The sequence below is a fragment of the Hydrogenovibrio thermophilus genome (assembly GCF_004028275.1).
Taxonomy (GTDB): Bacteria; Pseudomonadota; Gammaproteobacteria; order Thiomicrospirales; family Thiomicrospiraceae; genus Hydrogenovibrio; species Hydrogenovibrio thermophilus.
Map to the genome: position 1 here is coordinate 939258 of NZ_CP035033.1, position 13516 is coordinate 952773.

At 52.8% G+C, this 13516-nt stretch carries 11 protein-coding genes; all 11 read left to right on the forward strand.

Going from position 1 to position 13516, the window contains the following annotated elements:
• The first annotated feature begins 1 nt into the window (after window position 1).
• The 11 genes from EPV75_RS04360 to EPV75_RS04410 all read left to right on the forward strand — a co-directional run bounded on the left by EPV75_RS04360 (window position 2) and on the right by EPV75_RS04410 (window position 13458).
• The gene (locus tag EPV75_RS04360; protein ID WP_128384579.1) at window positions 2–1768 is read left to right on the forward strand and encodes a sugar phosphorylase; all 1767 of its coding nucleotides are present in this window, start codon (window positions 2–4) and stop codon (window positions 1766–1768) included.
• Window positions 1769–1903: 135 nt separating this feature from the next.
• Window positions 1904–3355, forward strand: coding sequence for a circularly permuted type 2 ATP-grasp protein (locus EPV75_RS04365; RefSeq protein WP_128384580.1), 1452 nt, complete (start codon window positions 1904–1906; stop codon window positions 3353–3355).
• Window positions 3356–4297, forward strand: a complete 942-nt coding sequence (locus tag EPV75_RS04370) for an alpha-E domain-containing protein (RefSeq protein ID WP_029937609.1) — start codon at window positions 3356–3358, stop codon at window positions 4295–4297.
• A 36-nt stretch (window positions 4298–4333) separates the two neighbouring features.
• Entirely contained in the window at window positions 4334–5434 is a 1101-nt protein-coding gene (locus EPV75_RS04375) for a zinc-binding metallopeptidase family protein (RefSeq protein ID WP_128384581.1), read from the forward strand.
• Between the two features lie 3 nt (window positions 5435–5437).
• The gene (locus tag EPV75_RS04380; RefSeq protein WP_128384582.1) at window positions 5438–6583 is read left to right on the forward strand and encodes a glycerate kinase; all 1146 of its coding nucleotides are present in this window, start codon (window positions 5438–5440) and stop codon (window positions 6581–6583) included.
• A gap of 176 nt (window positions 6584–6759) precedes the next feature.
• Window positions 6760–7446 carry a response regulator transcription factor gene (locus EPV75_RS04385; protein WP_128384583.1) on the forward strand — a complete coding sequence of 229 codons (687 nt, stop codon included), beginning with the start codon at window positions 6760–6762 and terminating at the stop codon, window positions 7444–7446.
• Window positions 7443–8765: a sensor histidine kinase gene (locus EPV75_RS04390; RefSeq protein ID WP_128384584.1), complete on the forward strand. Its 1323-nt coding sequence runs from the start codon at window positions 7443–7445 to the stop codon at window positions 8763–8765. Before EPV75_RS04385 ends, EPV75_RS04390 begins: the two co-directional genes overlap by 4 nt.
• The gene (locus tag EPV75_RS04395) at window positions 8762–10261 is read left to right on the forward strand and encodes an efflux transporter outer membrane subunit (RefSeq protein WP_192894033.1); all 1500 of its coding nucleotides are present in this window, start codon (window positions 8762–8764) and stop codon (window positions 10259–10261) included. Before EPV75_RS04390 ends, EPV75_RS04395 begins: the two co-directional genes overlap by 4 nt.
• Window positions 10242–11534, forward strand: a complete 1293-nt coding sequence (locus EPV75_RS04400) for an efflux RND transporter periplasmic adaptor subunit (protein ID WP_128384586.1) — start codon at window positions 10242–10244, stop codon at window positions 11532–11534. The genes EPV75_RS04395 and EPV75_RS04400 overlap by 20 nt, the downstream gene beginning before the upstream one ends.
• Window positions 11531–12253, forward strand: a complete 723-nt coding sequence (locus EPV75_RS04405; RefSeq protein ID WP_128384587.1) for an ABC transporter ATP-binding protein — start codon at window positions 11531–11533, stop codon at window positions 12251–12253. The genes EPV75_RS04400 and EPV75_RS04405 overlap by 4 nt, the downstream gene beginning before the upstream one ends.
• Window positions 12250–13458, forward strand: coding sequence for an ABC transporter permease (locus EPV75_RS04410; RefSeq protein WP_127119962.1), 1209 nt, complete (start codon window positions 12250–12252; stop codon window positions 13456–13458). Before EPV75_RS04405 ends, EPV75_RS04410 begins: the two co-directional genes overlap by 4 nt.
• The last annotated feature ends 58 nt before the right edge of the window (window positions 13459–13516 follow it).

Consider the following 13516-nt stretch of genomic DNA (forward strand, 5'->3'; position numbering starts at 1 on the left):
GATGAAACAAGCGATTCTGAATCAGATAAAAGACCGATTGGTATTCTGTTACGGCGATACCGTCGGACAGGAAACCTTCGAGCGTGTCAGCGAGTTGCTGGCGGGCTCGGCAGACGGTGACTTCAACGACTCGCGCTGGTCGCAGGAAGATGTGTTGCTCATCACCTATGGCGATACCTTTTTGCGTGATGGCGAAAAACCGTTGGAAACCCTGCACGATTTCTTGAAAACCCATGTCAAGAAAGCCATCAATAACGTGCATATTCTGCCGTTTTTTCCATACAGCTCCGACGACGGCTTTTCGGTCATCGATTATCAACAGGTCAACCCCGATTTAGGCGATTGGCCGGATGTTGAAAAAATCGGTGAAGACTATCATCTGATGTTCGATTTCGTCGTCAACCATATTTCGCGTGAAAGCCTTTGGTTCACTCATTACAAGGCGGATAACCCACCGTACAACAAATTCTTCATTGAAATGAAAGGCGACGAGGACGTGTCTCAGGTCACACGCCCAAGAAACACGCCTCTGTTGGTTCCGGCTTATACCCACCATGGGCGAACGCTGGTGTGGGCGACCTTCAGCGCCGATCAGATCGATTTGAATTTCAAGAATCCCGATGTCTTGATCAAGATGTTGGAAGTGCTGTTGTTGTATTTGCAAAAGGGCGCGCGCATCATCCGACTGGATGCCATCGCCTTTTTGTGGAAGGAACTGGGCACCAAGTGTATCCACTTGCCGCAAACCCATGAGATGGTGAAGTTGTTCCGGGACGTGATGAGTTTCGTCAAACCGGAAAGCATTTTGTTGACCGAAACCAATGTGCCGCATGCCGAAAACCTGTCGTATTTCGGCCATCAGGACGAGGCGCACATGGTGTATCAGTTCGCGTTGGCACCGTTGGTGTTGCACGCCTTACACCGTGGCGAAGGGAATTATCTGACCGATTGGGCCATGTCGTTGGAACCGCCTCCGAAAGGCTGTACTTTCCTGAACTTCACCGCTTCGCACGACGGCATTGGGGTGCGTCCGGTGGAAGGCATTCTGCCCGAGCGTGAGGTGGAGGATTTAATCACCAGTATGCACCGTTTAGGCGGTTTCGTAACCACCAAGTCCAATCCGGACGGTTCGGAAAGCCCTTATGAAATCAATATCGCCTTGTTCAGTGCCTGTCGGGAGACTTATCACTCCAACGGGCCGGACCAATGGCAGGTGGATCGCTTCATCTGTTCCCAGAACATTATGATGACGTTGCAAGGTATTCCGGCCTTTTACATTCACAGTCTGGTGGCGACTCCGAACGATTTGCAAGGCGTGGAGCAAACCGGGCGGACGCGTTCCATCAACCGTCGTCGCTGGGATTACGAATATTTGCTGGCGCTGGTGGACAGCGGGCGAACCTCGAATGCCGAGGTCTTGAAACGGATTACCAATATCCTGCAACGCCGTAAAAAACACAAGGCGTTCCACCCGGACACACCGCAGAAGGTTTTGAATCTGGGCCGCGACTTTTTCGCGCTTTGGCGGGATTCCGAGGATTTGCGTTTCCCGTTGTTGGCGATTCACAACCTGACCAACGACATCAAATTGATTAATCTCAGTGAAATTGAGGGCATGGAACGTTTTTCCTATTGGGTGAATCTCCTCGATAACGGCGGGGTGTCCAATGCCGAGACCAAATACGTTTTACAGCCGTATCAGTCGGTGTGGTTGATGCCGGAAACGGTGGACGATGTCTCGGCCTTGTGGGCACCTTATACCGATTAGGCCGATTAGAGAAACTCGTCAGGCCTGGCCGGAATGTGGTTTTTGACCAGGCCTGGGCGTTTTCATTGTTTGACGGCGTCAAACGAAGTTGCACTTAAACGACTCGCATTTAAATGAAGAAGGTGGATAGAACAGATGAATAAACCGCTTTTGAACTACCCGATCAACAGTTTCTACGATGAAACCATGGAAGCGCCGGATACCCCGCGCGCTTGCGCCCGTCAGTTCATTGATCAATTGCAGGATTACAGCATCAAGGATTTTGTGGAGTTGCAGAGCAACGCCAACACCACCATTGCGGAAATGGGCATTTCCTTCACCGTCTACAGCGACAAGGGCAATATCGACCGCCTTTGGCCGTTTGACGTCTTCCCGCGCATCATCGATGCCGATGAATGGGAAACGGTGTCCAAGGGTCTGAAGCAACGTTTGACTGCCTTGAATATGTTCATCGAAGACTTGTATAACGACCAACGCATCATTAAAGCGGGCATCGTGCCGGAAGAAGTGGTGTTGTCCTCTAAGGATTACCGCCCGGAGTGCAAAGGCATGAAGCTCAAACATGGCGCCTGGGCGAGCATTTGCGGCTCCGATCTGGTGCGCGGTGGCGACGGCACCATTTATGTGTTGGAAGATAACTTGCGGGTGCCGTCCGGCGTGTCTTACATGCTGGAAAACCGGGCGGTGATGAAGCAGGTGATGCCGGAAGTCTTTCATGACATCAACATCATGCCGATTGACCATTACCCGACCAATCTGTTGTCGATGTTGAGTTCATTGTCGCCGAACGAGTCGCCGATTCCGGAAGTGGTGGTGTTGACGCCGGGCATTTTCAATTCCGCTTATTACGAACACGCTTATCTGGCCCACGAAATGGGCGCGGAGCTGGTGGAAGGCAGCGATTTGGTGGTGTTGGAAGACGACTGTGTTTACATGAAAAACATCGACGGCTTGAAAAAAGTCGATGTGATTTATCGCCGTATCGACGACGCCTTCATCGACCCGGAAGTGTTCCGTGAAGATTCCGCTTTGGGCGTGCGCGGTTTGATGCGCGCCTGGAAAGCCGGAAACGTCGCCATCGCCAATGCACCGGGTTGTGGCGTGGCGGACGACAAGGTGGTGTATTCCTACGTGCCGGACATCATTCGTTTCTATCTGGACGAGGAACCGCTGGTGCAGAACGTTCCCAGCTATCTGTGCAGTGTGGAAAAAGACAGACAATATGTGCTGGAGCACTTGAATGAGTTGGTGGTCAAACCGGCCAACGAATCCGGCGGTTACGGGTTGTTGATTGGGCCGAAAGCGTCGGAAGAAGAAATCGAACAATTCCGCCAACTGATTCAGGAAAATCCGCGCAATTACATCGCTCAACCGACCTTGAGTCTGTCGACGGTACCGACCTTGTGCGATGATGCGGTGGAACCGCGTCATGTCGATTTACGACCGTTCATCTTGCAAGGACAGAAAAGTTATGTGACGGCCGGCGGCTTGACGCGTGTGGCGTTGACCAAAGGGTCGTTGGTGGTGAATTCTTCCCAAGGTGGCGGCAGTAAAGACACCTGGATTGTCAAATCGGAGGAAGGCTAAATGTTGTCGAGAGTAGCGGAAAGAGTTTATTGGTCGGCGCGTTACATTGAGCGTGTCGAAAACACTGCGCGCTTGGCGCGAGTCCATTCCCAATTGATGTTCGACTTGCCCAAAGCGGTGAAGTTGAACTGGTACACGCTGGTGCAGATCACCAGCAACGAAGCCTATTTTGAAGAAAATTACGACGGGCGTAACGAAAAAAATTGCATGACCATGCTGCTCAGCGACCGGAATAATCCGACCTCGTTGATTTCATCGCTTTGGTGGGCGCGGGAAAATATGCGCACCACCCGTGACATTCTGCCGCGTGAAGCCTGGATTCACATCAATGAACTGTATTTGATGGTGAAGGAAAACCAGGAAGATTTTCAGTCCCGCAGCAAGCGTAATCAACTGTTGGCGAAAATCATCAAAGCCTGCCAGGCCTGGTCGGGGATGATGTCCAGCACCATGAGCCAGAACACCACTTATCGGTTCCTGAAACTGGGTATGGGCATTGAACGGGCGGACATGACCACGCGGATGTTGGATGTCGGTGGCTTTTTCGTGGCGCAGGCCAGCGACGAAACCGAAGAGCAACCTTACGACAGCATTCTATGGGCGAACCTGTTGAAATCGGTCAGCGCTTATTTCATGTATCGTCAAAAGGTGCAGGTGGACATTCGGGGGCAGCAGGTGGTGGACTTTTTGATTCACGACCCGGAGTTCGCCCGTTCGGTGAACTATTGCATCGACATGGTTAAAGGCATTGTCGACAAGCTGCCGAACACCGACGGCTTGATTGCGGACTTGGAGGCGCTGGAAGCTTTTACCCGTGAAAACGAATCCTTTGAAGTCGGTTCGATGGCCTTACACGATTATCTGGATGCAGTACAATTGAAGCTTTCGTCCATTCACACGAAATTCTATGAGATTTGGTTCAACCCTAAAGAAGTCGCTTAGAATCGTGCGCCCCGATAAGGATTTGGAAGCAATTTAATGAAACGCATGTTTTGCAAATGCGGGCAGGAGATATTTTTCGATAATCTCTACTGCGCCGCTTGCGGTCGTGATTTGGCCTATGACCCGACCATCGGCACCATGTGGAGTGGTGAAGTACGGAGCGATTCGCGCTTTTACCCGCACACCACCAATGGTACCAAGTTGCCGAGTTTTAAGATTTGCAATCACCGCTATTCGGTGGTGAATTGCAATTGGCTCATCAGTCCGGAAGACGAAGGCAGTTGTCAGTGTGTGTCCTGTCGCACCACGCGGACGATTCCGGATTTGAGTTTGCCGAAAAATCCCAAGCGCTGGCGTATTCTGGAAAGAGCCAAGCGGCAATTGATGTACACCTTATTGGATTTGAAGTTGGTGGACCCGCAAGGCGCACCGGGGCATAACGTCTTGCGCTTCGACTTTCTGGAAGATCAACGCAGTAACCCGAATGTCGCGCTGGAACATGTGTTGACCGGCCACAGCAATGGATTGATTACCTTGAATGTCGCGGAAGCCGATGAAGGCTTTTTGCATGTGATGAAAGAACAGATGGGTGAACGCTATCGCACTTTGCTGGGGCACTTTCGTCATGAGGTCGCGCATTATTTCTGGCATGAAATCATTGAACAGGAAGGGCTGTTGGAGGCCTTTCGGGAAGTGTTCGGCGATGAACGCGCCGATTACGACGAATCCCTCAAAGCCTATTATGAAAAAGGATCGGTGTCGCACTGGAAAAGCCGTTACATCACCCCTTATGCCAGCAGTCACCCGCATGAAGACTGGGCGGAAACCTGGGCGCATTATCTGCACATGGTGGATACGCTGGAAACCGCGGTCAGTTATAGCCTGAGTGTGTATGAACCACGCCGCAACGATTTCGACGATTGGTTCAGCGAATGGAAACGGGTGTCGCAGGTGATGAACGCTCTGAACCGCAGCATGGGGCTGGCCGATCCGTATCCGTTTATTTTATCGCCGGTGGTACAAGGCAAACTCCGTTTCATCGATGAAGTGGTGGACGCTCATTTTTACAGACAATCGTTAGAGGAGAATGCTCGTGAAAACCAAACCAGTCGACAACATTCGCTGGACGGGATCTAAGCTGTGAAGACCGTTCTCGTTGCGCCCGATTCGTTTAAAGGCTCCTTATCCGCGGTGGACTTCTGCCGCATCGTCGAACGCGCCGGCCAGGGGGTGGCCGATGGCCTGAATTTCATTTCCCGCCCCATGTCCGACGGCGGGGAAGGCTTTGTCGAATCCATCACCTTTGCCGGGTTGGCCGAATCGCATGAAGTGATTGTACAAGACCCGTTAGGCCGCCCGGTGGCCGCCAAATTCGGTTGGCAACCGGACTCAAAAACCGCCATTGTCGAGATGGCACAGGCATCCGGGTTGCCGAGATTGGCGGAACACGAGTTGAACCCGATGGCGGCCTCCACTTACGGCACCGGCCAGGTCTTGGCGGCGGCGATTCGACTGGGCGCGGAAAAAATTATTCTCGGGTTGGGCGGCAGTGCCACCAATGACGGCGGGGCCGGCGCTTTACAGGCGCTGGGGTTTGATTTCCGAAATGCACAGGGCGACTCGCTGGCGTTCGGTGGCGGGGCTTTGGTCGAGCTGGACCATATTGAACGAAATGCGCCAGGCCTGGTGAAAACGGATTTAAATCAGATTGAATGGGTCATTGCTTGCGACGTGTCCAACCCATTGTTGGGCGAGCAGGGGGCGACAGCGGTGTTTGGGCCGCAAAAAGGCGTGGATGAAACCACCGCACCGATTTTGGAAGCCGGGTTGAAACAGTTGGCTAAAGTGATTGAAGCCGACTGGGGCAAACGCATCGAGCATTTGCTGGGTGCCGGTGCGGCCGGCGGAATGGCCGGAACCTTTGTCGGTTTGCTGGATGCTCGTTTGGCGTCTGGCTTCGATTTACTGGCGGAACTGCTGTCTTTGAATGAAGTCCTTCGGGACGGCGATGTGCATCTGGTGATTACCGGCGAAGGCAAAATGGACGAGCAAACCCGCTTCGGAAAATTGCCGAACCGTATCGCCGAACTGGCCGGGGATTATGATATTCCAACCGTGGGTCTCTGCGGCAAATTGGAAGCCACGACACAGGACTTACCGGCGTTTTTCGAACTGCGCTCCATTCACGAACTGGCCCCATCTGACGCCGATTTGCTAACTTTACTGCGCTTGTCGGCACAGAATTTGGAAACCACCATTCACACCCATCTGAAAAACTGGTTGTAAGGGCTTATCTAACTACGTTTTTTCGTCCAGTTGGCATTCGGATTATTCGCCGGATGCGGCTGGTTTTTCTATTTTTATCTTTGTGCGTTTGCTGTTAACCCATCGTTAACCCGAGTTGTTCTATACTATCTGAAAAACGGCCAGGCCTGGCCGTCAAAGCAAGGTGCCGATTGAAAATGTTGCATGTGTTACTGGTGGAAGACGATTTGGATTTGGCGAATACGCTGGTGGATTATCTGGCGTTGGAGCAAATCGAGTGTGACCATATCGCCAATGGTTCGGCGGCGGAAAGCCTCATCAACGACAACCGTTACGATGCGTTGATCCTTGACGTCAATCTGCCGGGGCAAAGCGGGTTCCACCTATGTGAAAAAGTGCGAGCCGACGGTAACGATACGCCGGTATTGATGCTGACCGCCCGTGATGCATTGCATGATAAGTTAACCGGCTTTGAGGTCGGCAGTGACGATTATTTGGTCAAACCGTTTGAAATGGCGGAACTGGTGGCCCGTATCAAAGCGTTGGCGATGCGCCGCAGCGGTCAGGCCAAGCGCTTTCAGGTCGCAGATTTGATGATGGACATTCAACAACATCAGGCGACACGGGGGGCGGTTGCTCTTCGTCTGTCGCCCACAGGCTGGAAGTTACTGGAAACCCTGATGCGCGCCAGCCCGAAAGTGGTGTCCAAACAGGCGCTGGAGCATGCTTTGTGGGGCGATGAAGTACCGAATACCGACAGCCTGAAGGTGCATTTGCACAAACTGCGCAAGCAGGTGGATTTACCAGGCCTGGAGCCGTTGATTCATACGGTGACGCATCATGGTGTGGTGCTCAAATCCGGCAGCGATAAGGAAACGGGATGAAAGGCTTTAACCTCAGTTTGAAATATTATCTGGCCGGCACCGTCCTACTGATTGGTGTCGGGCTGGTGGTCGGGTACACCTTTTTGGCCGGTTCCTTTTTCCGTGAAGGCATCGATACCTATATCGTCAGTCAAATGGACGGCGTGGCCAAAAATTATCGCCAGCAACCGGCATTGTTTGAACAATCCCCACTGGATGACCTGTTTTATGTGTCATCCGATTGGCAGGCCTTGCCCGGCGAATTTCAGCGGTCGTTTTCCGCCAAAGACATCGAATCCAATCGTTTGTATAAACACAAAATCGTCTCTGAAGAGCGTGCATCACGCCGTATTCTGTTCTTATTGAAAGCCACGAATGGTGACCAGCTTCCGGTGTATGTCGGCAAATCCATGAAGCCGTCGGAAGTCCCGCAAATCGGTCGTCAAAAGGCCGGTCGTTCCTTTACGTTTTTGCACGTGACCGGGGGCGTGATTCTGGTTGGGTTGATTGTTGTACTGTTTTTGTTGTTGAAATCGTTGGGACGTCCCATTGAACGGTTGGGGCAATGGGCAAGGTCGGTGTCGCCGGAAACCGTCAAGGAGCCCCTGCCGGATTTCCGTTACCGCGAACTCAATCAATTGGCGACGCTGATTCAGCAAGGCCTGCAACAAACGCACGCTACCCTGGAAAGGGAACAACAATTTTTGAATTACGCCAGCCATGAACTGCGCACGCCGATTTCGGTGATGCGCAATAACATCGAGTTACTCTACCGAATGGACAATGAGCGGTCGGAAGCCGAAACCCGTGTGCTGAACCGATTGTACCGCGCCGGTTTGACGATGACCGATTTGATCGACACCTTGCTGTGGTTGAGTCGTGAAGAAGTTGAAGCCATTCCGGTGGCGAAAGTCCACTTGGATAACGAGGTGATGGAAGCGGTCAACAGTTTGCGCTATTTGACGGAAGGCAAACCGGTGACGCTTCATGTCGACACCGAACCTTTCGTCGGACGCTGGGCAAAAGTGCCCTGTCAGATTGTTTTGACGAATATGGTTCGCAACGCTTTCCAACACAGTTGGGAAGGTGGGGTGACCATTCGCCAAACGCAAGCCATGGTCGAAATTCGTAATCGGCTGGTGGAAGCGGAAGACGGTCGAGAACCGGCTGAACTGGGCTTTGGTCTGGGGCTTTTCTTGATTGAAAAATTGTGCCGACAATTTGGTTGGGGCTTGCAGACGACCATGGTCGATGGCGAGCATGTGACGCGAGTCGACTTTGAATCGTCTGCCCTTAAAGAATCGGAATGGCCAAACAGTTCATCAGAGGATACAGCATGAAACGGACATTGATTTTTTTCTGTATGAGCACCTTGGTCTTGTCCGGCTGCTCAAGCATCGGTTCGCGAGAGGTGCCGAAAGAAACCGCTCCGGCTGACTGGCACAGTCAGTCAGAAAAGGCGCCGGTTGAAGCGCAGACGCCGGAACAGGCGCAGCGGGCCGCGCAAATACCTTGGTGGACAGAGCTCGATGATCCACTGTTGAACCAATTGATTCAGGAAGCGATTCAGTCGAATCCGGACGTGTTGACCGCTCAGTCCGCCATCCGGGAAGCCCGGGCTTACCGTAAGCAGGCGCGGGGCGCCTTGTTTCCGAAGGTGACGGCCAGCGGGGGTGTCGGTTCCAGCCGTAATCACGATACCGATGTCACCACCGACACCTATTCCGCCGTGTTGGACGCCAGTTGGGAGCCGGATGTATTTGGTGCCAATCGTAGCGCTCTTTCCGCCGCCGATGCTCAGGAACTGGCTTCCCAGGCCGATTATGCCGATGTTTTGATTACCTTGAGTGCCGAGGTGGCGACCAATTATGTGGCCTTGCGGGGGTATCAGGCGCAATTGGCGGTGACGGAAGACTCCCTGAAAACCTGGCGGGAAACCGTGCAGTTGACCGTTTGGCAACAAATGGCGGGGATGGTGACACAACTGGATGTGGAGCAGGCCAAGCGCAGTTATGAACAGACGCTGGCGTCGATTCCGTCATTAAGACAAAACATTATTGAAGCTCAATATCAGATTGCGGTGCTATTGGGGCGTCAGCCGGAGAATTTGCCTGATGGTTTGGGGAAATCGGCGCCGTTACCCCTGTCTCCGGAATCGGTATTCCTACCGATGCCGGCAGACGTTTTACGTCAACGGCCAGATGTCCGCGCCGCCGAGCAACGCGTGATTTCAGCCATGGCGCAAACCGATGTCGCCAAAGCCAATCGCCTACCGAGTTTTGCACTCGGGGGCAGCCTGGCTTGGAATTCGACGAATTTGAGCGATTTGTTCAGCGTGGGGTCGTTGGTCTCGAGCTTGACAGCCGGTGTGGCGCAAACAGTGTTTGACGGCGGCCAGTTGGCAGCTCAGGTGGAAATACAGCAGGAAGTGGAACAGCAGGCTCTGCTCAGTTATCAGAAAACGGTGCTGGCCGCGTTGCAGGAAACCGAAAATGCTTTATCGAATTTGCACAACAGTCGCGAAACCTATAAAGCTTTGAAACGGGCCTTGAATACGTCGTTGTTGGAAGAGAAACTGGCGATTATTCAGTATGAAGCGGGGGAGGCCAATTTCACCGATGTATTGGATGCCCAAAGAACACGATTGACTCTACGAAAACAAAGTATCGAGGCCCAGGCAACGGAACTGGCACAAGTTATCACCTTATCGAAAGCGGTCGCCGGAAACTGGGCGATGAAACAAGCGCAACAACAAAATCAGGCCCAACAACATCAGACCGAACCAAATGATGTGAATCAGAGTGGAGGTTCAAGCAATGCAAACAACAAACCATAATGATATGGACAATTTAAAACAGCAGTTGAACCTGGATAAGTCGCCGAGCGCCAAGTGGTGGCGATGGCTGATTCTGTTTGTCTTGCTGTTGGCCGGAGGGTATGCGACCTGGTTCTTCGCATTGTCCAAACCGTCGGCCGGCCCGGTTTACGATACCGGAAAGGTGACAACTGGGGATATTCGCGCGACCGTTTCCGCCACCGGTACCTTGCAACCGACCAATGAGGTCGAGGTGGGCAGTGAATTGTCCGGCACCATCGACGAAGTATTGGTCGATTACAATGATGAGGTCAAGGTCGGTCAGTTATTGGCGAAGCTGAATACCGATAAGTTGGAGGCACAGGTGTTGCAATCCAGAGCCGCTTTGCAGGTGGCCGAAGCCGGTGTATTGGAAGCGGAAGCCACCTTGCAGGAAAGTCTTGCTCAAAACGCGCGTTTGGAAAATATTCGTAAACTGACCGACGGCAAGTTGCCGTCCAAAGCCGATTTGATTTCTGCGGAGGCGTCCATGAAACGGGCCAAGGCCGCGAAGCAGACCGCCATTGCCCAAGTCGATCAGGCCAAGGCCAGTTTGGAGCAGAATCTGACCGATATCGCCAAGGCCAAAATCGTTTCGCCGATTAACGGCATTGTCCTGATTCGTTCCATTGAGGTCGGGCAGACAGTGGCTGCGTCCATGACGGCACCGGTTTTGTTCACACTGGCCGAAGATTTGACCAAAATGGAGCTGCAGGTTGATGTGGATGAAGCCGATGTGGGTCAAGTCGAAGCCGGACAAAAAGCGACTTTCACGGTCGATGCCTATCCGAACCAAAAGTTTCCGGCCAAAATCAAGCAGGTACGTTATGGCGCGGAAACCACCGATGGCGTTGTGACTTATACCACTTTATTGGAAGTCGCCAATCCGAATTTGAAATTGCGTCCGGGCATGACGGCCACGGCCGATATTCTGGTGAAGGAAAAGAACGGCATTATGATGGTGCCGGTGGCGGCCTTACGTTTCACACCGGAACTGTTGGGCAATGAATCCGATAAGGCGGAAAAGAGTGTGATGGAATCCTTGATGCCGCGTCCACGCCGCCGCAGTGGGATGAACATTAAAAAAGAAACCGTTGAAGCCGGATATCATCGTATCTGGCGTTTGGTGAATGGTCAGCCGGAACCACTATTGATTAAAACTGGCGAAAGCAGTGGACGAATGATCGAAGTGACGGAAGGCGATGTGAAAGTCGGCGACGAGGTCATTGTCGGGGTCGAGGTGCCGTTGCAATGAGCGTTGACCATGAAAGCGAACCTCAAGCGCTGATTGAGTTCCAGGGCATCGTCAAGTCTTATGGCAAGGGCGCGTCCGAATTCAAGGCGTTGAAGGGCGTGGATTTCAAGATACAGGAAGGTGAATTCGTTGCCATCATGGGCCCGAGTGGTTCCGGAAAATCAACGGTAATGAACACCTTGGGGTGTTTGGATACGCCGACGTCCGGCCATTATTTGTTTCAGGGCATCCATGTGGAAGCCTTAACCCGTGATCAGCGAGCGTTATTACGCCGTCATTATCTGGGGTTCGTTTTTCAAGGGTTCAATTTGTTAGCCCGAACGTCTGCGTTGGAAAACGTTGAATTGCCATTGGTGTACCGAGGCATGAAACGTTCGCAGCGTCATGCCGAAGCTCGACGGGCATTGAAGCTGGTGGGGTTGGATGGCTGGGAAGACCATGCGCCGGGCGAATTGTCCGGTGGGCAGCAGCAACGTGTTGCCATTGCCCGGGCATTGGTGACCAACCCGAAAGTTTTGCTGGCGGATGAGCCGACCGGGAACCTGGATACGGCGCGCAGTCGTGAAATCATGGAACTGCTCAGTCAGTTGAATCGGGAACTGGGCATTACCGTTCTGATGGTGACTCATGAACCGGAAATGGCGGCTTATGCCAGCCGCTTGATTCATTTCGTGGATGGAAAAGTGGAACAGGATCAGTATCAGGAGCAATCAACATGATTTGGAATGCTTTTTTACTGGCGGTCAGGGAAATTCGCCGAAACATGATGCGTTCGGCCTTGACGATGCTGGGCATCATTATTGGTGTGGCGGCGGTGATCACCATGGTGACGCTGGGGAATGGCGCCACGGCGAAAGTGGCGCAGGAAATTTCCAGCCTTGGAAGTAACCTGCTGATGGTGCGCCCTGGGCAACGAATGGGGCCGGGTCGAGACAGCAGCGGCGCCAAACCCTTTAAGATTGAGGACGTGGAGGCCATTCGCAATGAGGTGGTGTCCGTCGTGGCGGTGGCGCCGACGGTCAGTGCCAGTGTGACAGCGGTGCGCGGTAACGAAAACTGGTCGACCTCTGTGGTCGGTACCAATAACGACTACTTTATTACCGGGAACTGGGAGTTGGCGGAAGGCCGGTTGTTTTCCGAAACGGAGCTTAAAGCCGGCAAAACGAGCTGTGTCATTGGTAATACCGTTTCCAAAGAATTGTTGGGCGGTGAAGACGCGTTGGGGAAAAAGCTCCGGCTGGGCAGTTTTTCCTGCGATGTGATTGGCGTTTTGGAGCCGAAAGGCCAGTCGATGATGGGCAACGACCAAGACGATGTCATCATCATGCCGACAAAAACGGTTCAGCGCCGTTTGACCGGGAATCAGGACGTGCGCATGATTCGAATCTCGGTGAAACCGGACATCGATACCGATGTCGTGAACCGGGCCATTACCTTACTTTTGCGCGATCGTCGCCATTTAAGCGATAACGAAAAAAATGATTTTTCGGTGATGGATACACGGGAAATTACCAACACTCTGACCGGCACCACCCGCGTCATGACCATGTTGCTCGGCGCTGTGGCCGCGGTGAGTCTGGTGGTCGGTGGTATCGGTATTATGAACATCATGCTGGTATCGGTCACGGAACGGACTCGAGAAATCGGGATTCGTATGGCGATTGGCGCCTTGGAAAGGGAAGTTCTGTTGCAATTTCTGGTGGAAGCGGTGGTGCTGTCGTCGCTGGGGGGATTGATTGGTATTGTGTTGGCCTTAATCGCATCGGCGTTGGGCAGTATGTTGATGGGGATTCCGTATATGTTGGATTACGGCATTATCTCGCTGGCATTTGTGTTTTCGGCGATGGTGGGGGTTGTGTTCGGGTATTTTCCGGCACGCAATGCGGCGCGCTTGAACCCGATTGATGCCCTAAGGCATGAGTGAAATTTTGGTTAAGAAGCCAAAATAAAAAGCCCGCGCCAGACAGAAACGACGCGGGAAA

Bases quoted from the DNA above. Each gene is read 5' to 3' on its own strand.
- EPV75_RS04390 (WP_128384584.1), top strand. From the start codon at position 7,443: ATGAAAGGCTTTAACCTCAGTTTGAAATATTATCTGGCCGGCACCGTC.
- EPV75_RS04375 (WP_128384581.1), top strand. From the start codon at position 4,334: ATGAAACGCATGTTTTGCAAATGCGGGCAGGAGATATTTTTCGATAAT.
- EPV75_RS04385 (WP_128384583.1), top strand. From the start codon at position 6,760: ATGTTGCATGTGTTACTGGTGGAAGACGATTTGGATTTGGCGAATACG.
- EPV75_RS04370 (WP_029937609.1), top strand. From the start codon at position 3,356: ATGTTGTCGAGAGTAGCGGAAAGAGTTTATTGGTCGGCGCGTTACATT.
- EPV75_RS04395 (WP_192894033.1), top strand. From the start codon at position 8,762: ATGAAACGGACATTGATTTTTTTCTGTATGAGCACCTTGGTCTTGTCC.
- EPV75_RS04365 (WP_128384580.1), top strand. From the start codon at position 1,904: ATGAATAAACCGCTTTTGAACTACCCGATCAACAGTTTCTACGATGAA.
- EPV75_RS04405 (WP_128384587.1), top strand. From the start codon at position 11,531: ATGAGCGTTGACCATGAAAGCGAACCTCAAGCGCTGATTGAGTTCCAG.
- EPV75_RS04400 (WP_128384586.1), top strand. From the start codon at position 10,242: ATGCAAACAACAAACCATAATGATATGGACAATTTAAAACAGCAGTTG.
- EPV75_RS04410 (WP_127119962.1), top strand. From the start codon at position 12,250: ATGATTTGGAATGCTTTTTTACTGGCGGTCAGGGAAATTCGCCGAAAC.
- EPV75_RS04360 (WP_128384579.1), top strand. From the start codon at position 2: ATGAAACAAGCGATTCTGAATCAGATAAAAGACCGATTGGTATTCTGT.